The organism is Rhodococcus sp. D-6 (genome assembly GCF_040256695.1).
In the GTDB taxonomy this organism is placed as follows: Bacteria; Actinomycetota; Actinomycetes; order Mycobacteriales; family Mycobacteriaceae; genus Rhodococcus; species Rhodococcus pyridinivorans.
On sequence record NZ_CP132970.1, the window covers coordinates 4,301,986 to 4,327,773 of the forward strand.

A 25,788-nucleotide genomic window follows, 5' to 3' on the forward strand; every position below is an offset into this window, starting at 1 on the left:
CGGGTCACCCGCATGGAGGACCCGTCATCCCCCGGTCGGCCGACGCGCGCCGACCCCGCCGCATCGCATGGTGAGGATCATGACGGTCACCGGTTCGACGACGCGACAGCAACGTATCCTCGCCCTCGACGTGGCCCGGGGGATCGCCATCCTCGGCACCTTCGCCGCCAATGTCTGGATCTTCACCGACCCCGCCGGGATCGTCGGATATCTCGCCTCGATCGGCACCGATCCGTGGCCGCAACGCATCCTCATGCAACTCGCGCAGGGAAAGTTCCTCGGGTTGCTCACACTGATGTTCGGGATCGGCCTGGCCGTGCAGGCGGCGTCCGCTCAGCGAGCGGGGCGGCCGTGGCCCGGCGGTTACCGGGTACGCGCCGCCCTGCTCTTCGTCGACGGGGTGGTGCACTACCTGCTCGTCGCCGAGTTCGACATCCTCATGGGGTATGCGCTGACGTCCATGCTCGTGTGCGGGCTCGTGATCTCCTCCCGTCGTGTGCGGCTGTGGGTCGCGGGTACGGCCGTCGCTGTTCACGCGCTGGCCGTGACCGCGGTCGTCGTGGCGCTCGCCAGTTCACCGCCGAATGCGGAGACCCCCGAGCTGACCACCGCCACCTGGTGGGACATGATCGTCTTCCGCGTGGACAACGCCGCTGCGTTCCGCGCCGAGGTGATCTTCGTGATCCCGATGACGGTCGCGCTGTTCCTGACCGGCGCCGCACTGTATTCCTCCGGGCTGTTCGACAGCAGAGGTGCGGTGCTGCGCCGGCGGCTGATGGTGGTCGGGGCGATCGCAGCACCGCTCGACCTCGCCGTGGGTCTGTTCGGCGGTGCCGCAGGTGTATTCGCGGCGCGCTACGGCATCGCCCCGTTCGTCGCGCTCGGCCTGCTGGCGTGGATCGCCCACTTCTACATCGGCAGGTCCACCACCGGCACGGTCGGCACCGCCTGTGAACGCATCGGGCGGACCGCGCTGAGTTGCTACATCCTGCAGAACATCGTCGCGTCGGTGCTCTGTTACGACTGGGGATTCGGTCTGGCGAAGACCGTGGACCCCGCCATGCGGGTCCCGTTCACGATCGCGGTGTACATCGCGGTGGGAGCGGTGATGGTCGTCGGATCCCGTTGGTGGCTCGGCCGATTCCGCCAGGGACCGGTCGAATGGGTGTGGCGGGTGTCCTACGAGCGGCTGACGGAACGTCGCTGACGTGTCGGGCTGCCTCGTGGGGGTCTGCCGCTCGGTCACGGATTCGACGCCCTCACCGGTGAGTACGGCGATATGTTCGACGAAGGGACGATCCGTCCCTCCAACATCTACCGACCGGAGGCAAGATGATCTTCATCGTGGTCCGTTTCAAGGTGAAGCCCGAGTACCAGGACAGCTGGCTCGAGACCACCGCGGAGTTCACCGAGGCGACTCGCAGCGAACCCGGGAACCTGTGGTTCGACTGGTCCCGCAGCGTGGACGATCCGTCCGAGTTCGTTCTCGTCGAGGCGTTCCGCGACGGGGACGCCGGATCCGAGCACGTGAAGTCCGATCACTTCCGCAGGGGACTCGACGCAATGCGGCCGGCGCTGGTCGAGACCCCGCGCATCCTCAACACGGAGATTCCGGGCACCGAGTGGGGCCGGATGGGTGAACTGCAGATCGACTGATCGATCGCCTCGAGACCGACGTCGTGTGCGAGACCCGTCGGGGATTTCGCACACGACGTCGGTCTCGATACGCGCCCATAGGTTTGCCCTAACGTTGCGTACGGCTGCAGGTCTTTGTGGCAGCAGTCACGATCGTGATCGACTGGAACGGCGTGGACGGCATGTCCGCGCGTCGGCCGTGTCGATCAGGAGCGTGATGTGAGCGAGTTGCACCTTCCCAACCGAATCCGGCAGCTGGCAGTCGAACATCCGGATCGTGCGGCGGTCAGCTCCGGCGGAACCACACTCACCTACTCCGAGTTCGACGCGCTCACCAACCGGGTCGCCTCGGCGCTCGCGACCGTTCCGGCGACGTCCGAGCGCATGGGCGCACTGCTGCGCATGGGCCTACCCGGCGCGTCCTCGTTCGTCGGCTGCGCCAAGGCCGGACTGGTCTTCACCCCGCTCAACTGGCGCCTGAACCCGGGCGAGATCGCCGACATCGCCGACGACGCGCAGCTCGACGTCCTGATCGTCGAGGACGAGTTCGCCGCATCGGCCCGCGCTGCCGCCACAGTCCTGCCCGCCGTACAGATCGTCGTGGTCGGCGACGCCTCCACCGTTCCCGGTGCACGGTCGTGGGACGACTTCGTCGCCTCCGGTGACGACATCGACCCCGGCTTCGGCGACGACCCGCGGACCGAGGTGCTGCAGCTCTACACCTCGGGCACCACGGGTCGACCCAAAGGTGTTGTGGCGACGCATCACAACCTGTTCAACGAACCGCAGAACTTCGCGCTGTACGAGTTCACCGAGGACTCGGTGTCCCTCGACGCGCTGCCCCTGTTCCACATCGCCGGCGCCGGCTGGATGAGCACGACCCTGTCGGCGGGATTGCACCTGGTGTTGATCGGTGAGATGCGCCCGAACCTGGTGGCGGCCGCCATCTCCGAGCACGGCATCACCCACGCATTCCTCGTGCCGTCGGTGATCAACATGCTCGTGGAGATGCCCGACCTGTCGGACTACGACCTGTCGGCGCTGCGTCTGGTCGCCTACGGCGCCTCTCCCATCACGCCCACGCAACTCGCCCGCGCCATGGACACCCTCGGCTGCCGCTTCGTGCAGCGTTACGGGATGACCGAGACGATGGGCGCCCTCACAGCGCTACGTGCCGAGGACCACGACCCGCACGGTCCGCGCTCCTACCTCCTACGTTCGGCCGGCACCGGGCTGCCGGGGATCGAGGTCCAGATCCGTGACCTCGCCACCGGCGAACCGCTCCCCCGCGGCGAAACCGGTGAGATCGTGAGCCGGTCGCGCAACAACACACAGGGTTACTGGCGACGCGAGGCCGAGAACGCCGCCCTGTTCACCGAGGACGGTTTTCTGCGCACCGGCGATGCCGGACACATCGACGAGGACGGCTACCTGTTCGTCACCGACCGCGTGAAGGACATGATCATCTCCGGGGGTGAGAACGTCTACCCGATCGAGGTCGAATCGGTCATCTCCGAACATCCTTCCGTCGCCGAGGTCGCAGTGGTGGGAGTTCCGGACGACCGGTGGGGCGAGGCCGTGACCGCCGTCGTGCGGGTCGCGCCCGGAGCCGAGACACCGACCGAGGCCGAACTCCTCGAGTTCACCGTCGAACGTCTGGCTTCCTACAAGAAGCCCCGGCACATCCACTTCGTCGACGAGTTGCCTCGCAACGCCAGCGGCAAGATCCTGAAGCGCACACTGCGCGACGAGTTCGCTCCTGCACGGGAAGGAACGACGTCATGATCGTCACCGAGGATCTCGGTACCGTCCAGCGTGAAGCGTGGGCGGCCGACGTACTGCCACCGGTCGAAGAGGTGCGGCCAGGACTGTGGTCGATTCCGGTTCCGATGCCGAAGAACCCGCTGCGGTACGTGCTGTCCTATGCGCTCGCCTTCGACGACGGCCTCGCCCTGATCGACCTCGGCATGGACACCGAGGAGTCGTGGGACACCCTCGTGGCCGGTGTCGCCGCGACCGGCCATCACATCACCGAGGTGCGCTACGCGGCGATCACTCACCTGCATCCCGACCATTTCGGTCTGGCACCCCGATTGAAGGAAACGACCGGCGCTGTGATCGCGATGCACGCCGCCGACGCCGCCGCCCTCGGGCACTTCACCCCGGAGGACGCCGCCGCCGACAAGGAAGCATGGCGCGTAGACCTCACCGGACTCGGCGCACCGCCCGAGGTCGTCGAGGCCGCCCGCTTCGAACTCGTCCGCTTCCCCCGAGGCGAGAGCGCGGATGTCGTTCTCTCTCATGGTGATCGACTCGATCTGCCCGGGTGGAACATCGAAACGGTGTGGACGCCCGGCCACACGCCCGGTCACCTCGCCTTCGTCGACCGCGACCGCGACTTGCTGTTCAGCGGCGACCACATGCTCCCGCGCATCAGCCCCAACATCTCCTCCGGCCCCGGCGAACTGGGCGACCCGTTGCACCGCTACCTGCTGTCGCTGCATGCGACGACGGCTCTGCCGGACTGCGAGGTGCTGCCCGCCCACGAGTACCGGTTCCGCGGAGTCACCGAACGCGCACGCCAACTCATGGACCACCACGAGGTCCGTCTCGACGAGATCCGCGATGCCGTCGCGTCCAGGCCCGAGTCGACGGCGTGGGAGATCACGACCCGCGTCACGTGGTCGCGTCCTATCGATGTGATGGATCCCCGGCTGCAGCGACTCGCCGTCCGCGAAACCCAGGCCCATCTGCTCGTTCTCGCCGATAGAGGCGACATCCGTTCCGACGGTGGAACTCCCGCCCACTGGACTCTCTCCACTCCGACCCATACGAAGGAAAACTGACATGAGCGTTGTCCTCACCGAATTCGCCGACGGCGTCGCGGTGTTCACCCTCAACCGCCCCGAGGCCAAGAACGCCGTGAACCTGGAGGTCTCGGAGGCGTTGGCCGCGGCCATCGACGAGTTCGAGGCACGCCCCGACCTGACCATCGGCATCCTCACCGGTGCCGGCGGAACGTTCTGCGCCGGAATGGATCTGAAGGCGTTCGCACGCGGGGAGCGCCCGTCGATCCCCGGCCGCGGTTTCGGTGGCCTCACCGAGGCACCGCCGAGCAAGCCGCTCATCGCCGCCGTCGAGGGCTGGGCCCTGGCCGGTGGATGCGAGCTCGCCCTGTCCGCCGACCTGATCGTCGCGTCGCGCGAAGCGAAGTTCGGTATCCCCGAGGTCAAGCGCGGACTCGCGGCGGCGGCCGGCGGCCTGCTGCGCCTGCCGAAGATCCTCCCCTACCCGCTCGCGATGGAACTGGCCATCACCGGTGACCCACTCACCGCCGAGGTCGCCCACCAGCACGGCCTGGTCAACCGCGTCACCGAGCCCGGTGAAGCACTCACCGTGGCAAAGGAACTCGCCGCCCGCGTCGCGGCGAACGGCCCCCTCGCCGTCAAGGCCACCAAGCAGGTCGTCGCGATGGCCGCCAACTACACCGACCCCGACGCCTTCGTCGCGCAGCGCAAGTTCATCGACCCGGTCTTCGCGTCGGCCGACGCCAAGGAAGGCGCCCGGGCATTCGCCGAGAAGCGCGCACCGGTCTGGAAGGGCGAGTAGGAATGTCGGATGTTCTGGTCGCGCAGGACGGCTCGGTCGCCACGATCACGCTGAGTCGACCGGAGCGCAAGAACGCGATGACGGTCGAGGCGTGGCGGTCGTTGCGTGAGACGTTCGGTGCGCTCCAGCACGACGATTCCGTCCGCGCCGTGATCCTCACCGGCGCCGGTGGTGACTTCTGCACCGGTGCCGACATGGAGCGGCGCGACTCCACCCATCCCCTCGACCGTATGCGGGAGATCAACGAGACGGCGCTCGCCGTCGCGGAGTTCTCGAAGCCGTTGATCTCGCAGGTCGAGGGGTATGCGGTGGGCGCGGGATGGAACATGGCGTTGCTGTGCGACGTGGTCGTCGCCTCCCGCACCGCGAAGTTCGGTCAGATCTTCGCGCGGCGCGGACTGTCGATCGACTTCGGCGGGTCGTGGATCCTGCCGCGCCTCGTGGGACTGCACCAGGCGAAGCGTCTGGTCATGCTCGCCGACATCGTGTGCGCCGAGGAAGCATACGACCTGGGCCTGGTGACCGAGCTCGTCGAGCCCGACGCCCTCGCCGGTCGCGCCGCCGAACTGGCCGCGCGGCTGGCCGCCGCCCCGCCGGTCGCGGTGAGCATGTCGGCGCGGATGCTCGAGCAGGGTTCGTCGCTCACGCTCCGCGAAGCACTCGAGAACGAGGCCCGCTCGCAGGCGATCAACCACGCCACCGACGCCCCCGATGCGATGCGTGCATTCGTCGACAAACGCGAGCCGTCGTTCACCGGCGGATGGCGGGTACCGCGCCCGATAGACACCCCTTCCTGACGGTTGCGTCCGGGACGGTTCTGAGCGTCACCTACGATAATCGGGTGGACTTGCACCTCGTGACCTATTTCGTGGCGGTCGTCGACCACGGCGGGATCACGAAAGCTGCTCAGGCACTTTACATTTCGCAGCCGTCGTTGTCGCAGGCCATCCGCACCCTCGAACGCCGCCTCGACACGACCCTGTTCGACCGCACCGGCCGACGGCTCACCCTCACCGAGGACGGTCGTGTCCTCGAGGGCGCCGCACGCCGCATCCTGGCCGACGTCGAGCGGGCGAAACAGAAGGTCGCGGCGGTGCGCGATCTCCAGGCCGGTCGTGTCGAGATCGTCACCTTCGCGACGTTCTCGATCCACCCCGTCATCGAGTTCGTCCAGCGCTTCCGTCGGCGCTACCCCAACCTGACCGTGCGGGTGAACGACGCCGAAGGCCCTCCCGGAGTCCACGCGGCGCTGCGCCGCGGCGAGGCGGAGATCGGCATCACCGACCTGTCCGTCGATCACGCCGGCATGATCACCGTTCCGGTCCTCGAGCAGGAGATGGTGCTCGCCGTGCACCCCGACCTCGCCGCCGACGTGCCCGACCCCGTCACCCGGGCCCAGGTCCGCGACTTCCCGCTGGTCCTCGACCTCGGCTCCCGCGCGAGCGCCGCGCGCACCGGTGAACTGCTCGGCGATCAGAACGTCGTCGTCGACTGCGCCAACCAGGCAGCCCTGTGGCAGTTCGTCGAGCGTGGCACCGCCGGGACGATCGTGCCGCGTCGCGTCGCCGAGAAACAGATCCCCGGTGCGGTCGTCCGGCCCCTGGACCCACCGTTCCGGCGTCCCGTCGGATTGGTGATGCGACCCGGCGATCTGTCCCCCGCTGCCGCCGCATTCGTGGCGACCACCACCGGCACCCCCTGGGAAGCGTGACGACATGGAGTTCCGTCAGGTCGAATACTTCCTCGCCGTCGTGGAGAACGACGGCATCAACGGCGCGGCCGCCGAGCTCGGCGTCGCCCAGCCCACCGTCTCCCAGGCACTGCGCAGCCTCGAGCGCGAGCTGGGGGTGCAGCTGTTCCACCGCATCGGGCGCGGCATGGTGCTCACCGCGGCGGGCAAGGCACTGATCGGCCCGAGCCGGCAGATCCTCCGCGATGTGAACGCGGTCGAGGAGCTGCTCACCGTGTCGACGACCGAGGTGACGGGCCGACTGGATCTGATGGTCTTCCCCGCTCTCGCAACCGGCCCGATCGTCGACCTGGTCTCCGAGTTCCGCCGTCTCCATCCCAAAGTCACCGCGCGCCTCGGTGATCTGCGTGCGGAGGAGTTCACCGCGTCGGTCATCCACGACGGCTACTGCGAGTTCGTCGTCACCCATCTGCCCGTCGAGGACGAGGTGGGTCTCGAGATCATCGAGCTCGGACAGACCGAGTACTGGCTCGCCTATCCCCCCGGCACCGACCTGCCACCCGGGCCGCTGTCCTTGGCCGAGTTCCCCGACATCCCGATGGTGTTCGTGCCGCGCGGTGGTGGCTCCGTGAGCGACGCGATCGACTACGCAATGCGGCAGGCCGAGGTGCGCCGTCCCATCTCCGTGCTCACCGATCATCGCGAGGCCCGCCTGCCGATGGTGCTCGCCGGTCTGGGTGGGTCGTTCGTCGAACGGTCGCTCGCCGAGTCGGCGCAGGACGTCGCGGTGGTCCGTCCGTGCGAGCCGACCTTCGCGCAGTCGTACGGACTGGTGTTCGACCCGGCCTCGCTGTCGAAGGCCGGTCGCGCCTTCGTCGACTTCGTGCGGTCGTCCGAGGAGTCCGGCGCGGAGGAGCAACTCCCGACGGAACGGTGACATCCGGGGATCCGGGGGCGACGATGGTGGGGACGACATCCACTTCTCCTCGGGAGATGATCCGTATGTCCACCTCGACGACTTCCTCCGTCCACCCCGATTCCGTCGACGCGTACGCGCAGCGCGTCCTCGATTCCGTCCTCGGCACCATGGACACCCTCACGATCCTGATCGGCGACCGTCTCGGCTGGTACCGAAGCCTCGCTGACGACGGACCTGCGACGGCCGGCGAACTGGCCGAACGCACCGGAACCCACCCGCGGTACACCCGCGAGTGGCTCGAGCAGCAGGCCCTGACCGGTCTGCTCGACGTCGACGACGGCGATCCCCCACGCTTCACGCTGTCTGCGGTCGGTCGCGAGGTACTCACCGATCCGCACAGCCTGGCGTACATGGCGCCGCTTGCCCGGATGATCGTCGGCGCGACGATGCAGCTTCCCGGTCTGCTCGAGGCGTACCGCAACGGTGGCGGCGTGAGTTGGAGCCAGTTCGGCCGCGACGTGTGCGAGTCGCAGGCCGACGCGAACAGGCCGCTGTTCGAGAAGGCGCTGCCCGATGCTCTGCGGTCGGTACCGGAGGTCGACCGGGTGCTCGGGCAGCCGGGCGCGCGGATCGCCGACATCGGCTGCGGCGGGGGATGGTCGACGATCACGATCGCGCGCACCTATCCGGATGCGAAGGTTCACGGCTTCGACATCGACGCCCCGTCGGTGGAGATGGCCCGGTCGAACCTCGCGGAGAATGCCGATGTGGCGCAACGCGTCACGTTCACGCAGTGCGACGCGTCCGAACTGCCCGATGGAAACTTCCAGGCGGCCTTCGCATTCGAGTGCGTCCACGACATGCCCCGACCGGTCGAAGTGTTGGCTGCCGTACGGCGGTCGCTCGCACCCGGCGGGTTCATGATCGTCATGGACGAAGCGGTCGCCGACACCTTCACCGCGCCCGGCGACGACGTCGAACGGCTCATGTACGGCTACAGCCTCACCATCTGCCTCCCTGACGGTATGAGCCACACCCCGAGCGCCGCGACGGGCACCGTCATGCGTCCCGCGACCCTGCGCCGCTATGCCCTCGATGCCGGTTTCACCGAGGTCGACGTGCTCCCCATCGAGGACTTCGGCTTCTTCCGCTTCTACCTCCTCCGCACCGAATAGCGTGGCCCGTCGAAAATTCGGGGAGGTTGTGTTCGGGTTTCTCGAAAAACACGCACACAACCTCCCCGAAGTTCTGCTCAGACGGGCGCACCGGCCGCTCCCAGAGCACGCCGCACCCGTTCGACGAAGACTTCGGGCCGCCGGTAGAGGAGGTCGGCGCCGACCCGGATGACCGTCCACCCCAGTTCGGGCAGCACCGCGTACCGATCGATGTCGCGGGTGCGCTGAGTGGGGTCGGTCCAGTGCTGCACGCCGTCGTACTCCACGAGCACCCGCCACTGCTTCCATCCCATGTCGGCTCGCGCCACGAACACCTCGCCGTCGAAGATCTCGATCTGGGTCTCCGGCGGTGGGAGACCGGCACGGACGAGGAGCAGACGCGTGTGGGTCTCGGGCGGTGACGCAGCCCCACCGTCGACGAGGGCGAGCACCCGCGGCACGGCACCGATACCGTGTGCGCCTTTGCTCCTCGTCGCGAGTTCCTCGATCTCAGGCACCTTCAGGCCGGTCGCGTTGCAGAGCGCGTCGATCGTTTCGACGGCCCGATCGAACGGCATTCGTCGGGCGAGATCGAAGGCCGTCTGCGCCGGTGTGGTCGCGAACATCCCGTCGACCACGCAGGTGTCGAGCTTCGGGGCGCGTCGGACCGAGATGCCCGGCGCCGACCGGACGTGATCGGAGCGGACGAGTTCGGCCGCCGCATCCGGGCCGAGCCATCGAGTGCCGTGCACGGCAGCGGCGGACACTCCCGCGAGGACGCCGCGGCCCTGCGACCACAACCATGCCGCCTTCGCACGCAGCAGCGGGGTGGCCGGGATCCCTCGTCGGATGTAGACGTCGCGGTGGAGGTGGACGAAGTCGCGTGCGAGCCGATGCCGCGTGACGACGCCGGCAGCGAGTGCCGCGCGTCCCGAGAACGGTTCGTCGAAGTCGATCACGCGCCGAGCATGCCGGGCGCGACGCGCCTCCTGACGCCGCGTCGAGGCCCGGTTGTGGACAACCCGGCGTCATCCCCAGCCCGGTCACCTGCGACGAAAGAAGTTCGGGGAGGTTATGTTCGGTTTTCTCGAGAAAACCGGACACAACCTCCCCGAACCGGGAGCTGTCTGCTTACGCGACGCGCTCGAAGATCGCTGCCAAGCCCTGGCCGCCGCCGATGCACATGGTCTCGAGGCCGTAGCGGGCCTCGCGACGGTACAGCTCGCGGGCGAGGGTGGCGAGCATTCGTCCGCCGGTCGCGCCGACCGGGTGGCCGAGCGAGATGCCCGAGCCGTGGACGTTGGTGCGCTCGAAGTCGGCCTTGCCGAACTTCCACTCGCGGGTCACGGCGAGGGCCTGCGCGGCGAACGCCTCGTTGAGCTCGATGAGGTCGACGTCGGCGAGGGTGATGCCCGCCTTGGCGAGGGCGACCTCGGTGGCCGGCACGGGGCCGATGCCCATGATCTTGGGCTGGACGCCCGCAACGCCCCACGAGACGAACCGCACCAGCGGGGTCAGGCCCAGCTCGGCGGCCTTCTCCGGGGTGGTGACGATCGCCATGGAGGCGGCGTCGTTCTGGCCGCTGGCGTTGCCGGCGGTGACGGTGGCCTCGGGGTCCTGCTTGCCCATGATCGGCTTCAGCTTGGCGAGGGTCTCCAGGCTGATGTCGGGACGCGGGTGCTCGTCGGTGTCGATGACCTCGTCGCCCTTACGGCTGCTCACCGTGACGGGGATGATCTCCTCGGCGAGGATTCCGTTCTTCTGGGCGTGGACGGCACGCAGGTGCGAGTTCAGGGCGAGCTCGTCCTGCTCGTCGCGGGAGATCGAGTACTCGCGACGCAGGTTCTCCGCCGTCTCGATCATGCCGCCGGGCACCGGGTAGAAGCGGCCACCGGCGGTCGAGCGGGCGCGGACCAGACCGTCGTGCATCTGCACGCCGGTGCGGGCGCCGCCCCAGCGGATGTCGGTGGAGTAGAACGCCGCGTTGCTCATCGACTCGGTGCCACCGGCGACGACGAGATCGTGGTCGCCGTTACCGACCTGGAAGGCGGCCTGGATGACGGCCTGCAGGCCCGAACCGCAGCGGCGGTCGATGTGCATGCCGGGCACCGTGATCGGCAGACCGGCGTCGAGGGCGACGACGCGACCGATGGCCGGGGCTTCGCTGTTGCCGTTGCAGTGGCCGAGGATGACGTCCTGAACCTGTTCGGGCGCAACACCGGTGCGCTCGAGCAGACCCTTCAGTGCCGCGACACCGAGATCGACTGCGGTGAGGGACTTGAACATTCCGCCGTAGCGGCCGATCGGGGTACGGACCGGCTCGCAGATGACAACTTCACGCATGATGACCTTTCGGGAAGAGAGGGAGGTGACGGATGGACCGTCACATGAAGCGGCCGCCGGTGACCTCGAGGACGGTGCCGGTCATGTAGGAGGACATGTCGGACGCGAGGAACAGTGCGACGGAGGCGATCTCGTCGACCTCGCCGGCGCGGCCCATGGGGATCTCGGCCATCTTCCGGTCCCATGCCTTCTGCGGCATGGCCTCGGTCATCGCCGAACGGATCAGGCCGGGCTGGATCGCGTTGACGCGGACGCCGTGGTGCGCCATCTCCTTGGCGGCGGCCTTGGTGAGGCCGACGATGCCCGCCTTGGCGGCGGAGTAGTTGGTCTGGCCGACCATGCCGACCTTGCCGGACAGCGACGAGATGTTGACGATCGCGCCGCGCTTGGCCTCACGCATGATCGCGGCGGCCTTGCGGGTGCCGTGCCAGGTGCCCTTGAGGTGCACCGAGATGACGAGGTCGAAGTCCTCTTCGGTCATCGTGCGCATCGTCGCGTCGCGGGTGATACCGGCGTTGTTGACCACCACGTCGAGCGAACCGAAACCGTCGACGGCCTCGGCGAGAAGGGTGTCCCAGTCGGCGGACTCGACGACGTTGGCGCGCACGGCCCGGGCCACGTCGCGCCCTCCGAGCTTCTCGGCGGCGGCGGTGGCGGCATCGAGATCGAGGTCGCCGATCACGACGCGGGCGCCGGCGTCGACGAACTCCTGCGCGATGGCGAAGCCGATTCCCTGAGCGCCACCGGTGATCACGGCAGTGCGGTTCTCCAACAGAGACATCTACGATTCCTTTCGGCGGGACTCGGGACGGCCCCCAGACAAGTCGATGCTCCGAATATAACGGCGAACCGGCCGGTAGAACGGCTCTCATCCATCGACAATGCCTATACGGGAATGGCGCCATTCGTATTGGACACCTCCCCGCGGCCGCACGAAGGTTGTAGACATGACACTCTCCATCCCGGCCCCCGAGGTCGACGAGGACGACTTCCGCGAGATCCTCGCGCAGACCCGCGCGTTCGTGCGCAACGTGGTCGTGCCGCGCGAGCAGGAGATCGCCGAGACCAATGCGATTCCCGAGGACATCCGCCAGGCCGCGAAGGACATGGGCCTGTTCGGATACGCCATCCCGCAGGAGTGGGGCGGCCTCGGCCTGAATCTGCAGCAGGACGCGGAACTCGCGATGGAGCTGGGTTACACGACCCTGTCGCTGCGCTCGATGTTCGGCACCAACAACGGCATCGCCGGCCAGGTGCTCGTCAACTTCGGCACCGACGAGCAGAAGCAGCAGTGGCTCGAGGGCATCGCCTCCGGCGAGGTCGTCGCATCCTTCGCCCTCACCGAGCCGGGCGCCGGCTCGAACCCGTCGGGTCTGCGCACCAAGGCCGTGCGCGCCGGTGACGACTGGGTGATCACCGGCGAGAAGCGCTTCATCACCAACGCGCCGCTGGCGAACCTGTTCGTCGTGTTCGCCCGCACCCGTCCGGCAGACGGGAACGGCACCGGAATCGCGGTCTTCCTCGTCCCCGCCGACACCCCCGGCCTGACGGTGGGCAACAAGGACGCCAAGATGGGCCAGGAGGGCGCCTGGACCGCCGACGTGCACTTCGACGACGTGCGTGTGCCGAACTCCGCGCTCGTCGGCGGCAGCGAGGACGTCGGCTACAAGGCCGCCATGGTCTCGCTCGCCCGCGGTCGCGTGCACATCGCCGCACTGTCGGTCGGCCAGGCCCAGCGCGCACTCGACGAGTCTGTCGCCTACGCCGCGACCGCCACGCAGGGCGGCAACCCCATCGGAAACTTCCAGCTCGTTCAGGCGATGATCGCCGACCAGCAGACCGGTGTGATGGCCGGCCGCGCCCTCGTCCGCGACGCCGCGAAGGCGTGGGTCGAGGAGACCGACCGCCGCATCGCACCGTCGGTCGCGAAGCTGTTCTGCACCGAGATGGTCGGCAAGGTCGCCGATCTCGCCGTCCAGATCCACGGTGGCACCGGCTATATGCGCGAGGTGCCGGTCGAGCGGATCTACCGCGACGTGCGTCTGCTGCGCCTGTACGAGGGCACCAGCGAGATCCAGCGTCTGATCATCGGCGGCGGACTCGTCAAGCAGGAGCAACAGAAGAACTCCTGACCTTCGGGGCGCGGTTCCGGAACAGGTACGTCCGGAACCGCGCCCGAACCGATTCTTGCGAATCACCTTCCACCGCATACGAAGAAACCCCCGGCATCGGATGCCGGGGGTTTCTCGTGTGCGGGGTCAGGAGACCGTCAGTCGCGATCGCAGATCGGTCTTGAGAATCTTGCCCGCGGCGGAGGTCGGCAATGCGTCGACCACCACCACTTCACGGATCTTCTTGTACGGCAGGACCTGTTCGGCGACGTACGCCTTCAGCTCCTCCGCGGCGGGCTCCTCGCCGTCGACGGGGACGACGAAGGCTACCGGCTCCTGACCGATCGCGCCTGCCTCCCGCCCGACGACCGCCGCAGTGGACACCTTCGGGTGGGTCACCAGGATCTCTTCGAGCTCACGCGGATACACGTTGTAGCCCTTGTAGATCAACATGTCCTTCGCCCGGTCGGCGATGTACACGAATCCGTCGGCATCGCGGTAGGCGATGTCGCCGGTGGCGAGCCAGCCGTCGACGTACTGTTCCGCGGTGATCTCGGGGTGTCCGAGATATCCGTCGGTGACCTGCGGTCCGCGGATCCACAGTTCGCCGAGCTCTCCGTCGGGGAGGACGACGGTCGGATCGATCTGCGAGCGGATCTCGAGTTCGGTGTCGAAGACCGGGAGGCCGACGCTTCCGAGGCGGTACTCCGAGTCGACGACGAGCGGCATCGCCGTGACGACGCAGGTGCCCTCGGTGAGCCCGTAACCCTCCGCGATACGTGCGTTGGGGAACGCACGCTCGAGGTTCCCGAGGGTCACGTGGTCGATCGGAGCGGCACCGGACGACACGACCCGCACGGTGGACAGGTCGCGGGTCTCGACGTCGGGATGCGTAGCGAGGGCGTGCCACATCGCCGGGCTACCGGTGATGTAGCCGGCCTCGTACCGTTCGATCAGCTCGAGCATCCGGGCCGGATCGAAGCGACCCGCGAGGACCTGGGTCAGGCCGCACGCGAGAAGGAACGACGTGTTGATCAGCGCGTGCGCGTGGAACAGCGGCGACACCACGATCGTCGAACCCTGACCCGGGACCGCACCGGCGATTTTCAGGTCGCCGATCGGTTCGAGCGAGATGCGCCCGTCGACATCGGCGACCAGCTGGTGCCCGGCGCGCCACGCACACATCTGCGTGACGTTGCCGACGACGTTGCGGTGCAGGACGCGCACGCCCTTCGAAATGCCGGTCGTGCCACCGGTGTACGCGATGTGCGCGATATCGTCCGGACTGGTGACGACCGGTTCGAAGGTCTGCGGACGTCCTTCGAGCGCATCGCCGAAGCGCACGGCACCCGGCGCGGTGACCGCTTCGTCGGAGACGACCGCGATCAACCGGATACTCGTTCCGGACGCAGCCCGGAACAGGGTGTCGGCCTGTGCGGAACCGGTGACCGCCGCGGCTGCGGAAGTCTCCTCGATCTGCCGGCGCAGACCCGGTTCGGGCTGCAGCGGATTCACGAGCGTGACCGCCGCTCCGACGCGGAGCGCACCGTAGTAGGCGATGTGGAACTCGACGCAGTTACCGAGGTGCAGGAGCACCACGTCGCGGGCCCGCACCCCGGCCTCGTGCAGCACGCCGGCGAACTGCGCCGAGCGTGCGTCGAGGTCGTTGTAGGTGAGCACCCGGTCGCCGTCGATCACCGCGGGACGGTCGCCGTAGACGGCGGCGAGGCTCGGTGCCCACACCGCCATCGTCGTCGCCGGGTACGACAGCCTGCGCTGTGCGAGGTCGGAAGCCGAGGTCATGGTCGACGCCCGGTTCACCGCGGTGCCATACGGATGGCGCCGTCGAGGCGAATGGTCTCGCCGTTGATGTAGCCGTTCTCGAGGATGTTCGTGGCCAGCTGCCCGAACTCGTCGGGCCGGCCCAGACGCGACGGGTTGGGCACGGTCGCTTCGAGCGACTTGCGGACGTCCTCGCGCAGGCGGGCGAGCAGCGGGGTGTCCATGATGCCGGGGGCGATGGTGTTGACGCGGATGCCCTTGCTGGCGAGGTCGCGTGCGGCGACGATCGTCATGCCGACGATGCCGGCCTTGGACGCCGAGTAGTTGATCTGGCCGATCTGGCCCTCGAAGGCCGCGACGGAGGCCGTCATGACGACGGCGCCACGCTCGTCCTCGATGAGGTCGAGTTCGGCCATGCGCTCGGCGCCGAGGCGCAGCGCGTTGAACGAGCCGATGAGGTTGAGGCGGATCACGAACTCGAAGTCCTCGAGCGAACCGGCCTTGCCCTCCTTGTCGAGGATGCGCATCTTGCGTCCGGCGCCGGCGCAGTGCACGACACCGCGCAGGCCGCCGCGCTCGTGCGCGACGTCGAGAGCCGCAGCGAACTGCTCCGAATCGGTCACGTCGCCGGGGGCGAAGACAGCGCCGTCGCCGAGCTCCTTGGCGATCTCCTCACCGTTCGAGCCGGGGAGGTCGATGAGGGTGACGTTGCCGCCGGCGGCCAGGACGCGACGTGCCGTGGCGAGACCGAGACCGGACGCTCCGCCGGTGACGGCAACGGACAGACCCTTGAGTTCCATAGTGTTTCCTTCGGATTCGTAGCAGCTGGGTGACGTGAGATCAGAGCAGTTCGAGGATGGTGGCGTTGGCCATGCCGCCGGCCTCGCACATCGACTGCAGGCCGTAGCGGATGCCGTTGTCGCGCATGTGGTGCACGAGGCGGGTCATGAGAATCGCGCCGGAGCCGCCGAGGGGATGGCCGACACCGATCGCGCCGCCGAGCGGGTTGAGGCGGTCGGGCTTCGCGCCGGTCTCGACCTGCCATGCGAGCGGCACCGGCGCGAAGGCCTCGTTGATCTCGAAGGCGCCGATGTCGTCGATGGACAGACCGGAACGCTCGATGGCCTTCTCGGTGGCGGGGATGGGGCCGGTGAGCATGACGACCGGGTCGTCGGCGGCGACGACGGCGGTGTGGATGCGTGCGAGCGGGGTCCAGCCCTGCGCCGCGGCGTATTCGCTGGTGGTGATGAGCAGGGCGCCGGCACCGTCGGAGATCTGCGAGGAGTTGCCGGCGTGGATCACGCCGTCCTCCTTGAAGACGGTCTCGAGCTTGGCAAGCGACTCGACGGTGCCGCCGCGGCGGATGCCCTCGTCGGTGGCGAACTCGCCGACCACGGCGATCTGGCCGGTGAAGGCGCCCGCGTCGGTGGCGGCTGCGGACAGTTCGTGCGAGCGCAGCGAGAATTCGTCGAGCTGCGTGCGGGAGAAACCCCACTTCTCGGCGATCATCTCGGCGCCGATGCCCTGGCTGAAGCCGCCGACCTCGAAGCGGTCGAGCACGTTCTGCGGGAAGTGCTGACCGTCCTTGCCGGCGCTGCCCATCGGCACACGGCTCATGGACTCGACACCACCGGCGATCACGACGTCGTTCTGGCCGGAGATGACGGTCGCGGCGGCGAAGGACACGGCCTGCTGGCTCGATCCGCACGCCCGGTTGATGGTGGTGGCGGGTACGGTGACCGGCCATCCGGCCGCGAACACGGCGCTGCGCGAGACGATTCCGGCCTGGTCGCCGACCTGGCTCACACAACCCCACTGGACGTCGTCGATCGTGGCAGGATCGAGGCCGGTCCGCTCCGCCAGTGCGGTCAGCACGTGGGCGGACAGGTTGACGGGGTGGATCTCGGACAGTGCACCACCGCGACGTCCGATGGGGGAACGGACGGCGTCGACGATCACGGCATCGCGCATGCGAATCGGTCCTTTGCTGTTGCGGGACACGGTTGCCGGGCAACCGTGGTGGGAAAAGACGACCGGCCGGGTGGTGGTCCTCGCATTCGAGGAGACCATGCACCCGGCCGGTAGGGGTAAGTCTTTCGGCGGAAGCTTCCGTTAGGCGGAAGCTATGCCGAACAGGTCAGGCGGCTGCCCGGATGATCTTGCGGTCGCGCTCCGGGTCGGCCAGGAAGAGCACCAGGATCGCGGCGAGCGCACCGAGTGCACCGATGACCTGGAAGGCCGTTGCATAGCCCTCCGCCGCGGTGGCGGCGTTGTCGACGAGGACACCCGTGCCGTAGGGGGCAACGAGACCGCCGACCGCCATCAGCGCGAGGAAGACGCCCATCGTGCCGGCGGTCTGCTGCGGCGGGCACAACTCGGAGATCGCGGCGTTGATCAGCGGGAACGCGATGGCGCCGAAACCGTAGCCGATGGAGACGACCGCGACGGCCAGAGCCGGCGTACCGATGGACGGGAGGAAGACCAGGATGGCACCGCAGATGAGCACACCGACGGCGGGCACGATGATGCGGACGACCCGCGAGCGGTAACCCTTGGCGCTGAGGCGGTCGGTGACCGTGCCCGAGCTGATCATGAGGAACAGACCGATGATGGACGGCAGGGCGAACATCGAGCCGGCCTGCAGAGCGCTGTAGCCGAGACCGACCTCGAAGTAGGACGGCAGCCAGGTCAGGACGACGGTGGTGAGCGCGTAGACGACCATGATCAGGATCGCGCAGCTGATGAAGGTGCGAGTGAGGAAGATCTTGCGCCACGGCACGGACGGTTCGGTCTGCGCGGCGGAAGCGGCGGTCTCGGCGCCCTTGACGGCCCGGGTCGTGTAGGGGCCTTCCTTCCAGCCGAGGAGCCAGCAGCCCATCCAGATCGCACCGAGGATCGACAGCGAGATCAGCGCGGCACGCCATCCCCATTCGACGGTGATGAAGGTCAGGACGGGAGCGAGGGCGATCTTGGCGACCGAGGCGGAACCGGCCAGGAAGGCGCCGGGCAGGCCACGCTTGGCCGGCGGGTGCCACGAGTACGCGGCGGTGTGCATGAGCGCCGAGCTCGGTCCTTCGGCGAGACCGAGCAGCATGCGGGTGACGACCAGCATCGCGAAACTCGCACTGACGACCAGCGGCAGCATGACGAGCGACCAGGTCAGGCCGAGGGCCAGCAGGGCCCAGCGGAGGGTCATGTACTTGTTCAACGGCCCGGCGAAGAAACCGCCGACGGTGAATGTGACGAAGAACAGCGACCCGACCAGGCCGATCTGGGAGGAGCTCATGCCGAGCTCACGCGCCAGAGGCTGGGCGATGATGCCGAGGACGGCCTTGTCGGCGTAGTTGACGACGTAGAGGAAGATGACCAGGCCGGTCATGCTCCACGCGCGGCCGGGGGTCACGAGAGGTGTCGAGCCGGTCGTCGGCCGACCGGGCCCGCCGGCGGCTGCCGACTTGTCGTGCGCGATTTCGCCTGTGGTCACTGGGAGTCCCTTCAGAACTCGAGCGGGATGGCCGACTTACGAACGATCGGTATGTCGCTGTCGGAAGAACGTCACGCCTGGCGTCTGCATGTATTGAACGTGAGCCATGTCACCTGAAGCAAAGAGCGGGAGGCGAACGAATCGATCACTGAAACCTATGACTCATCACACGGCGGATTCAGGCCGCATCGAGTATTGGTCTGCGCTAACCGAGCGATAGCCGATCGGTGCTGTTCCGGGCGGCAAAACCTGGGCATGCTGACTGTGCCCGAAACAATCTGCGACGAGGACGAGCGAGCCCAGCATGAACTCCACCGCTTCCACCGACGAGCTGCCCTCGTCCACTGCACCCCTCGCGGGAGTGCGCGTGGTCGAGGTGTCCAGCTTCGTGGCCGCACCCCTGTGCGGCATGACCCTGGCCGCGCTCGGCGCCGACGTGATCCGGGTCGACCCGATCGGCGGCGCTGCCGACTACCGCCGCTGGCCGGTCACCGACGGCAACGAGTCGATCTACTGGGCCGGCCTGAACAAGGGCAAGCGATCGCTCGCAGCGGATTTCCGTAGCCCGGAGGCACAGAACCTGATCCGCGACCTGATCATCGATGCCGGCGTGCTGGTCACCAACGCCGCCGGTCGCTCGTGGCTCGACTACGACGAACTCGCCGCGATCCGCCCCGACCTGATCCACGTGCAGGTCCTCGGTCGCGCCGACGGCACCGGCGCCGTCGACTACACCGTCAACGCCGCCGCCGGTTTCCCGCAGGTCACCGGTGCCGAGAACGTCTCGACTCCGGTCAACCACGTGCTGCCCGCCTGGGACGTCTCGTGCGGCCTGTACGCGGCCCTGTCGGTTGCCTCGGCCGTCTACCGTCGCGAGATCACCGGCGCCGGAACGAGAGTCGTTCTCCCGCTCGAGGACGTCGCGTTCGCGACCGTCGGCAATCTCGGCTACATCGCCGAGGCCCAGCTCGGCCGCCCCGTCCGGGAGAAGGTCGGCAACTCCGTCTACGGCACCTACGGCGCCGACTTCGCCACCAGCGACGGCGCACGCTTCATGCTCGTCGCGCTCACGCCGCGCCACTTCCGCGATCTCACCGAGCTCACCGGCACCGCCGAGGCCGTGGCCGCACTCGAATCCGCCCTGGACGTCGACTTCCGCGACGAGGGCACCCGGTTCGAGCACCGCCACGTGCTCAACAGCCTGTTCGGCGCCTGGTTCTCGCGCCACACCGCCGACGAGGTCGAGACGGCGCTGGGCGGCACCTCGGTCCTGCACGAGCGCTACCGCACGTTCGCCGAACTCGCCGCCGACCCGCGCGTGACCGACAACCCGATGTTCCACAAGCTCGACCAGCCGCGCATCGGCAGCTACCACGCCCCGAGCACCCCGATGTCCTTCGACGGCCGGTACCCCGAGGTCCGCCCCGCGCCGGCCAACGGCGACGACACCGCCGAGGTGCTCACCGAACATCTCGGGCTGACCGACGACGAGATCGACGCGCTCGCAGCATCCGGCACCATCCGCATCTCCCAGAAAGAGCACGCATGACCCGCCTCGCCCAGACCCTCGGTCTGACGGAATTCCAGTCCGAGATCCTCGACACGGTCCGCGCCTTCGTCGATCGCGAGATCATCCCGAACGCTCAGGAACTCGAGCACTCGGACACCTACCCGCAGGCCATCGTCGACCAGATGCGCGAGATGGGCCTGTTCGGGCTGATGATCCCCGAGGAGTACGGCGGGCTCGGCGAGTCGCTGCTGACCTACGCGCTGTGCGTCGAGGAACTCGCCCGCGGCTGGATGAGCGTCTCCGGCGTCATCAACACGCACTTCATCGTCGCGTACATGATCCGCCAGCACGGCACCGAAGAGCAGAAGCAGTACTACCTGCCCCGCATGGCCACCGGTGAGGTCCGCGGCGCGTTCTCGATGTCCGAGCCCGAACTCGGCTCCGACGTCGCCGCCATCCGAACCAAGGCCAAGCGCGACGCCGACGGCAACTACGTCATCAACGGCCAGAAGATGTGGCTGACCAACGGTGGTAGCTCCACTCTCGTCGCCGTCCTGGTCAAGACCGAGGAAGGCTCCGACAAGCCCCACAAGAACCTGACCACCTTCCTGGTCGAGAAGCCTGCCGGCTTCGGTGAGGTCGTCCCGGGTGTCACCATCCCCGGCAAGATCGACAAGATGGGGTACAAGGGCATCGACACCACCGAGCTCGTCTTCGACAACTACAAGGCCTCGGCCGATTCGATCCTCGGTGGGGAGCCCGGCAAGGGCTTCTTCCAGATGATGGACGGTGTCGAGGTCGGCCGTGTCAACGTCTCGGCCCGCGCGTGCGGTGTCGCGATCCGCGCCTTCGAGCTCGCCGCCCGCTACGCCCAGCAGCGCACCACCTTCGGCAAGCCCATCGCCCAGCACCAGGCGATCTCGTTCTCCCTCGCGGAGATGGCCACCAAGGTCGAGGCCGCCCACCTGATGATGGTCAACGCCGCGCGTCTGAAGGACTCGGGTGAGCGCAACGACGTCGCCGCCGGTATGGCCAAGTACCTCACCAGCGAGTACTGCTCCGAGGTCACCCAGGCCGGCTTTCGCATCCACGGCGGCTACGGCTACTCGAAGGAGTACGAGATCGAGCGCCTCATGCGCGAAGCTCCCTTCCTGCTCATCGGCGAGGGTACCAGTGAGATCCAGAAGACGATCATCAGCAAGGGCGTGCTGCGCAGCTACGCACTGTAAGGTGCTCCCCCACAATCACATCCATCCCTGGAAGGACAACGCGTGAAGCGCACGCTGTACAACGAGGATCACGAGGCGTTCCGGCAGACCGTCCGCGACTTCATCGCGAAGGAGGTCGTGCCCGTCTACCCCGAGTGGGAAGAGACCGGCCATCCTCCGCGCGAGTTCTACAGCCGCATGGGCGAACTCGGGCTCCTCGGCATCCAGGTTCCCGAGGAGTACGGCGGAGGCGGCGAGACGTCGCTGAAGTTCAACGTGATCCTCGCCGAGGAGGCGTCGGCGGCCGGTGTGTCGTTCGGTTCGTCGTCGGTGCACTCGAACCTGATCCTGCCGTACATCATGCAGAACGCCACCGAGGAGCAGAAGCAGCGCTGGCTCCCCGGGTTCGCCTCGGGTGAGCTGATGTTCGCCATCGCGATGACCGAGCCGGGCACCGGTTCCGACCTCGCCAACATCGCGACCACCGCGAAGCTCTCGGAGGACGGCAGCCACTACGTCCTCAACGGCGCGAAGACGTTCATCACCGGCGGTGCTCTCGCCGACCGCATTCTCGTCGTGGGCCGCACCTCGCCGTACAACCCCGAGGACCGTCGCGGTGGCCTGTCGATCCTGGTGGTGGACACCAAGAGCGAGGGCTTCGCGGTCGGACGGAAGCTCCACAAGATCGGTCTCAAGACCTCGGACACCGCCGAGCTGTCGTTCGACGACGTGAAGGTGCCGGTCGCCGATCTGCTCGGCAAGGAGGGCGAGGCGTTCTCGTACCTGACGCAGAACCTCGCGCAGGAGCGTCTCACCATCGCGTTCGGTGCTGCCGCCACCGCGGCCGCGGCGATCCAGCACGCCATCGCATACACCAAGGACCGCAAGGTCTTCGGCAAGCCGGTCGCGTCCTTCCAGAACACCAAGTTCGTGCTCGCCGAGTGCTCGACCGAACTGCAGGCCATGCAGATCATGGTCGACAACGCGATCGAGCTCAACGACCGCGACGAACTGACGGTGCCCGACGCCGCCCGCGCGAAGCTGTTCGCGACGGAGGCCGCCGGCCGCATCATCGACAAGTGCCTGCAGCTGCACGGCGGCTACGGCTACATCACCGAGTACCCCATCGCCCGCCTCTACGCCGACACCCGCGTGACCCGCATCTACGGCGGCACCAACGAGGTCATGAAGACGATCATCGCCAAGGATCTGGGACTGTAGGTCTTCTGTAGTTCTTCGGTGGAGTGGGCCCCGCTACCGGGGGTTCACTCCACCGAAGTCGTTTCCGACTATCGTTTCCCGCCATGCGGCTAGTCGTGAAGACCAAGAGGGTGATCGAAGCCCACCTGAACAATTCGTCCGTCCGGGCCCTGTCGGGGTCGATGGTGGCGTACGAGGGCCAGGTCGGTTTCAAGTCCGCCGGTTTCGGTGGTGGCGAGGGTGTTCTCTCCGGGCTGCGGCAGCGCGCGACGGGTGAGGGGCTCTCGCTCATGGAGTGCAGCGGCACGGGCGTCGTCTACTTCGCGCACCAGGCGCAGGACGTCACGGTGCTGGAGCTGAACAACGAGACGCTGCAGGTCGAGTCCGAGCAGCTGCTGGCGCTGAGCGGGAATCTGAACACGAACGTGACGTTCGCGGGTCTGCGCGGCGGCATGAGCGGCCAGGGTCTGTTCACCACGACGGTGACGGGGACCGGGCAGGTCGCGCTGCTCTCCGCCGGGGGCCCGCTCATCCATCTCGAGGTGTCGCCGCAGTATCCCCTCGTCGTCGATCCCGACGCCTTCGTGTGCGCGAAGGGGCAGCTCACGCAGTCGTTCGTCACCGACGTGTCGTGGCGCTCGGCCATCGGTCAGGGCAGCGGCGAGGCGTTCTCCCTCGAGTGGGTCGGCGTGGGCGTGGTCTCCATCCAGCCGGCGGAACGGTAGGAACAGATGAGCTTCACGAAGATCAACGGCAAGGTCGTGCGCGTCGACCTGCGGCAGTCCGGTCCCGTCGTGGCCCGCCGCGGCGCGATGCTGTTCTACACCGGCAACGTCCGGTTCTCCCCCCACGGTGTTCCCGGTGGCGTCGGGGGCGCTCCGGGTCTCGGTGGTCTCGCCGGTATGGCGGGACGCATGCTGCAGGGTGAGCACGAGGCCACGATGCTCGCGCAGGGCGACGGTGTCGTGCACTACGGCTTCCGCGGTCTCGAGACGCACATCGTCGACATGTCCGCGGGCGGTGAGCTGCGGGCGGAAGCGTCGCGCCTGCTCGCCCACACCACCGGTCTGCAGTCCACGGTCGTCTCGGTGGCCGCCGCCTCCGGTGGGGGCGGTGGCGGCGGGGGTTTGCTCGGGGCGCTGCGCGGCGCCGCCACCGGAGCGATGACCGGCACCGGCATGTTCACCACCCAGCTGATCGGCCAGGGCGCGGCGGTGCTGCTCGCCCACGGCGGCGTGTTCGAGCTTCAGGTGGGTGGTCCGACGCCCGTGGTCGTCGACCCGCAGGCGTTCGTGGCGTCCTACGGCCCGGTCCGCACCGAACTGAAGTCGTCGATGAGTTGGCGGAACGTCGGTCGCACCGGTGGGGAGGCCATGCAACTCGAATGCAGCGGACAGGGCATCGTCTACGTGCAGGCATCGGAGGAGAAGCTGTGAGTACCGTTCTGAACCCGTCGAGCTTCGGCGGCAGCGACAACGTGCCGGGCAACCCCTACGCCTACTGCATCGACCTGCAGACGCCCTGGTTCCTGTCGAAGGGCGCGATGATCGCGTACTACGGTCAGGTGCAGTTCTCGGCACTCACCCACGGGCTGCAAGGACACCTGCTGCACATGGTGGCCCAGCAGTTCTCCGCTCCGCTCTATCTCGGCGACTACGTCGTGGCCGAAGGCTTCGGGAAGCTGATCATCGGCGACCGCGGATACGACATCAACTCGTACGACCTCGACGACGGCAACCTCACGATCCGGCAGGCCAATCTGCTGGCCTTCGAACCGGGCCTGTCGCTCAACCAGTCGATCGTCCCGGGTTTCCTCACCCTCATCGGTACGGGCCGTTTCCTCGCGTCGTCGAACGGGCCGGTGATGTTCGCCGAGCCGCCGCTGCGGGTCGACCCGGAGGCGCTCGTCGGGTGGGCCGACTGTCCGTCCCCCAGCCATCACTACGACGAATCGTGGATCACCGGATTCGTCTCGGCCGGGGCGCGGCGTTTCGGTGTGCAGTCCGGTGAGGAACGGCAGTTCGATTTCACCGGTGCCGGCACCGTCCTGATCCAGTCGAGCGAGAAGGTCCTCGACGATTCGTCGCTGGTGCGCACGATCGAGAACCAGATCCCAGGCCTCACCTCGCCCGGTCTGCACCGGATCAACCAGGTGGTCTCGCAACACTTGCAACAGCAGTAGCTGCAGTATCACACCCTGGGACGGACCTGGGCATAACACGGATCCGACCCCCTCTTCTTGTGACTACGATCACAAGCTAGGCTAGCCTAAGCCGATGTAAGGTTTGGACAACCTAAGTGAGTGTTCCCTCAGTCGCAGAAAGGTGGCTCTGATGATCGTCTGCAGTTGCCACGCTCTTACCCACCACCACATCGAGGCAGAGGTGGCTGCGGGAGCACGCTGTACCCGCGAGGTGAGCGCCAAGTGCCGCGCCGGCACCGATTGTGGCAGCTGCGTCCGGAACATCTCCGCGATCATCCGGCAGGCTCGCGAGCGGAATGAGACCATCGAACTCGAGACCGCCGTGTAGCCAGCCCCTACCCGGCGGTAAACCTGATGGTTCACCCCGGGAGGTGCCATGAAGGGCGACAAGAAGGTCATCGAGTTGCTCAACGAACAACTCACCGCCGAGCTCACCGCGATCAATCAGTACTTCCTGCATTCGAAGATGCAGGACAACCGCGGATGGGCGAAACTCGCGAAGCACACTCGTGACGAGTCGTTCGACGAGATGCGTCACGCCGAGAGACTCACCGATCGGATCCTCTATCTCGACGGACTCCCCAACTACCAGCGCCTCGGGGCGTTGCGTCTGGGTCAGACCGTCAAGGAGATGCTCGAGGCCGACCTGCAGGTGGAGATCGAGGCCCGCGACCGGCTCCGGAAGGGAGCCGAGTACATGCGCTCGGTCAGCGACATCACCTCGGCCAACATCTTCGAGGAGATCCTCGCCGACGAGGAAGAACACATCGACTATCTCGAAACCCAGCTCGATCTGATCGAGCAGCTCGGCGAACCGCTGTACCTCGCCCAGCACATCTCTCCGCCGGAATAACCCGGCACAGCAGAACGGGCCGCGGCATTGCGCCGCGGCCCGTTCTCTATGCTGTGGACACACCAGCTTGGCTGTGGGACACACCAG

The 25,788-nt window shown here is 67.5% G+C and carries 25 protein-coding genes; 18 read left to right on the forward strand and 7 right to left on the reverse strand.

The window, feature by feature from the left end:
* The first annotated feature begins 67 nt into the window (after nt 1-67).
* The 9 genes from RBB84_RS20170 to RBB84_RS20210 all read left to right on the forward strand — a co-directional run bounded on the left by RBB84_RS20170 (nt 68) and on the right by RBB84_RS20210 (nt 9,028).
* Nucleotides 68-1,207: a DUF418 domain-containing protein gene (locus RBB84_RS20170; RefSeq protein ID WP_350247695.1), complete on the forward strand. Its 1,140-nt coding sequence runs from the start codon at nt 68-70 to the stop codon at nt 1,205-1,207.
* Nucleotides 1,208-1,332: 125 nt separating this feature from the next.
* Nucleotides 1,333-1,656: a putative quinol monooxygenase gene (locus tag RBB84_RS20175; RefSeq protein ID WP_006550720.1), complete on the forward strand. Its 324-nt coding sequence runs from the start codon at nt 1,333-1,335 to the stop codon at nt 1,654-1,656.
* Nucleotides 1,657-1,854: 198 nt separating this feature from the next.
* Complete coding sequence (locus tag RBB84_RS20180; RefSeq protein ID WP_350246648.1) at nt 1,855-3,420, forward strand: long-chain-fatty-acid--CoA ligase; 1,566 nt, start codon at nt 1,855-1,857, stop codon at nt 3,418-3,420.
* Nucleotides 3,417-4,481, forward strand: a complete 1,065-nt coding sequence (locus RBB84_RS20185) for an MBL fold metallo-hydrolase (protein ID WP_350246650.1) — start codon at nt 3,417-3,419, stop codon at nt 4,479-4,481. Before RBB84_RS20180 ends, RBB84_RS20185 begins: the two co-directional genes overlap by 4 nt.
* A gap of 1 nt (nt 4,482) precedes the next feature.
* A complete protein-coding gene (locus RBB84_RS20190) occupies nt 4,483-5,244 on the forward strand; it encodes a crotonase/enoyl-CoA hydratase family protein (protein ID WP_006550723.1) in 762 nt (253 codons plus the stop codon).
* A 2-nt stretch (nt 5,245-5,246) separates the two neighbouring features.
* On the forward strand, nt 5,247-6,041 hold the full coding sequence (locus tag RBB84_RS20195) for an enoyl-CoA hydratase-related protein (RefSeq protein ID WP_350246652.1): 795 nt from the start codon (nt 5,247-5,249) through the stop codon (nt 6,039-6,041).
* A gap of 44 nt (nt 6,042-6,085) precedes the next feature.
* Nucleotides 6,086-6,955, forward strand: a complete 870-nt coding sequence (locus tag RBB84_RS20200) for a LysR family transcriptional regulator (RefSeq protein ID WP_006550724.1) — start codon at nt 6,086-6,088, stop codon at nt 6,953-6,955.
* A gap of 4 nt (nt 6,956-6,959) precedes the next feature.
* Nucleotides 6,960-7,871, forward strand: a complete 912-nt coding sequence (locus tag RBB84_RS20205) for a LysR family transcriptional regulator (protein ID WP_252173410.1) — start codon at nt 6,960-6,962, stop codon at nt 7,869-7,871.
* Nucleotides 7,872-7,927: 56 nt separating this feature from the next.
* Nucleotides 7,928-9,028, forward strand: a complete 1,101-nt coding sequence (locus tag RBB84_RS20210; RefSeq protein WP_260783013.1) for a class I SAM-dependent methyltransferase — start codon at nt 7,928-7,930, stop codon at nt 9,026-9,028.
* Between the two features lie 77 nt (nt 9,029-9,105).
* On the opposite strand, the gene RBB84_RS20215 is transcribed toward RBB84_RS20210, so the two are convergent.
* The 3 genes from RBB84_RS20215 to fabG all read right to left on the reverse strand — a co-directional run bounded on the left by RBB84_RS20215 (nt 9,106) and on the right by fabG (nt 12,131).
* Complete coding sequence (locus RBB84_RS20215) at nt 9,106-9,966, reverse strand: DUF559 domain-containing protein (RefSeq protein ID WP_252173412.1); 861 nt, start codon at nt 9,964-9,966, stop codon at nt 9,106-9,108.
* Nucleotides 9,967-10,138: 172 nt separating this feature from the next.
* Nucleotides 10,139-11,350: an acetyl-CoA C-acetyltransferase gene (locus RBB84_RS20220; protein WP_252173413.1), complete on the reverse strand. Its 1,212-nt coding sequence runs from the start codon at nt 11,348-11,350 to the stop codon at nt 10,139-10,141.
* 40 nt (nt 11,351-11,390) lie between these two features.
* Nucleotides 11,391-12,131, reverse strand: coding sequence for a 3-oxoacyl-ACP reductase FabG (gene fabG, locus RBB84_RS20225; protein ID WP_024102414.1), 741 nt, complete (start codon nt 12,129-12,131; stop codon nt 11,391-11,393).
* A 166-nt stretch (nt 12,132-12,297) separates the two neighbouring features.
* On the opposite strand from fabG, the gene RBB84_RS20230 reads away from it, so the two are divergent.
* Nucleotides 12,298-13,482 carry an acyl-CoA dehydrogenase family protein gene (locus RBB84_RS20230; RefSeq protein WP_019290607.1) on the forward strand — a complete coding sequence of 395 codons (1,185 nt, stop codon included), beginning with the start codon at nt 12,298-12,300 and terminating at the stop codon, nt 13,480-13,482.
* 126 nt (nt 13,483-13,608) lie between these two features.
* Here the strand turns inward: RBB84_RS20230 and RBB84_RS20235 are convergent, their stop codons facing one another.
* The 4 genes from RBB84_RS20235 to RBB84_RS20250 all read right to left on the reverse strand — a co-directional run bounded on the left by RBB84_RS20235 (nt 13,609) and on the right by RBB84_RS20250 (nt 18,727).
* Entirely contained in the window at nt 13,609-15,264 is a 1,656-nt protein-coding gene (locus RBB84_RS20235; protein WP_064060055.1) for an AMP-binding protein, read from the reverse strand.
* Nucleotides 15,265-15,278: 14 nt separating this feature from the next.
* The gene (locus RBB84_RS20240; protein ID WP_024102416.1) at nt 15,279-16,043 is read right to left on the reverse strand and encodes an SDR family NAD(P)-dependent oxidoreductase; all 765 of its coding nucleotides are present in this window, start codon (nt 16,041-16,043) and stop codon (nt 15,279-15,281) included.
* 40 nt (nt 16,044-16,083) lie between these two features.
* Nucleotides 16,084-17,214, reverse strand: a complete 1,131-nt coding sequence (locus tag RBB84_RS20245) for a thiolase family protein (protein WP_006550733.1) — start codon at nt 17,212-17,214, stop codon at nt 16,084-16,086.
* A 166-nt stretch (nt 17,215-17,380) separates the two neighbouring features.
* A complete protein-coding gene (locus RBB84_RS20250; protein ID WP_006550734.1) occupies nt 17,381-18,727 on the reverse strand; it encodes an MFS transporter in 1,347 nt (448 codons plus the stop codon).
* Nucleotides 18,728-19,031: 304 nt separating this feature from the next.
* On the opposite strand from RBB84_RS20250, the gene RBB84_RS20255 reads away from it, so the two are divergent.
* The 8 genes from RBB84_RS20255 to bfr all read left to right on the forward strand — a co-directional run bounded on the left by RBB84_RS20255 (nt 19,032) and on the right by bfr (nt 25,701).
* On the forward strand, nt 19,032-20,276 hold the full coding sequence (locus RBB84_RS20255; protein WP_193902826.1) for a CoA transferase: 1,245 nt from the start codon (nt 19,032-19,034) through the stop codon (nt 20,274-20,276).
* Nucleotides 20,273-21,466, forward strand: a complete 1,194-nt coding sequence (locus tag RBB84_RS20260; protein ID WP_024102420.1) for an acyl-CoA dehydrogenase family protein — start codon at nt 20,273-20,275, stop codon at nt 21,464-21,466. Before RBB84_RS20255 ends, RBB84_RS20260 begins: the two co-directional genes overlap by 4 nt.
* A gap of 42 nt (nt 21,467-21,508) precedes the next feature.
* A complete protein-coding gene (locus RBB84_RS20265; RefSeq protein WP_019290603.1) occupies nt 21,509-22,666 on the forward strand; it encodes an acyl-CoA dehydrogenase family protein in 1,158 nt (385 codons plus the stop codon).
* 83 nt (nt 22,667-22,749) lie between these two features.
* Complete coding sequence (locus RBB84_RS20270; RefSeq protein WP_033097527.1) at nt 22,750-23,370, forward strand: AIM24 family protein; 621 nt, start codon at nt 22,750-22,752, stop codon at nt 23,368-23,370.
* Nucleotides 23,371-23,376: 6 nt separating this feature from the next.
* Nucleotides 23,377-24,081, forward strand: coding sequence for an AIM24 family protein (locus RBB84_RS20275; protein ID WP_019290601.1), 705 nt, complete (start codon nt 23,377-23,379; stop codon nt 24,079-24,081).
* Nucleotides 24,078-24,827 (forward strand): AIM24 family protein, encoded by a 750-nt coding sequence (locus RBB84_RS20280; RefSeq protein WP_016693090.1) that lies wholly within the window; start codon nt 24,078-24,080, stop codon nt 24,825-24,827. Before RBB84_RS20275 ends, RBB84_RS20280 begins: the two co-directional genes overlap by 4 nt.
* A 151-nt stretch (nt 24,828-24,978) precedes the next feature.
* A complete protein-coding gene (locus RBB84_RS20285) occupies nt 24,979-25,176 on the forward strand; it encodes a (2Fe-2S)-binding protein (RefSeq protein ID WP_019290600.1) in 198 nt (65 codons plus the stop codon).
* A gap of 48 nt (nt 25,177-25,224) precedes the next feature.
* Complete coding sequence (gene bfr, locus RBB84_RS20290; RefSeq protein WP_016693088.1) at nt 25,225-25,701, forward strand: bacterioferritin; 477 nt, start codon at nt 25,225-25,227, stop codon at nt 25,699-25,701.
* Nucleotides 25,702-25,788: the final 87 nt, after the last annotated feature.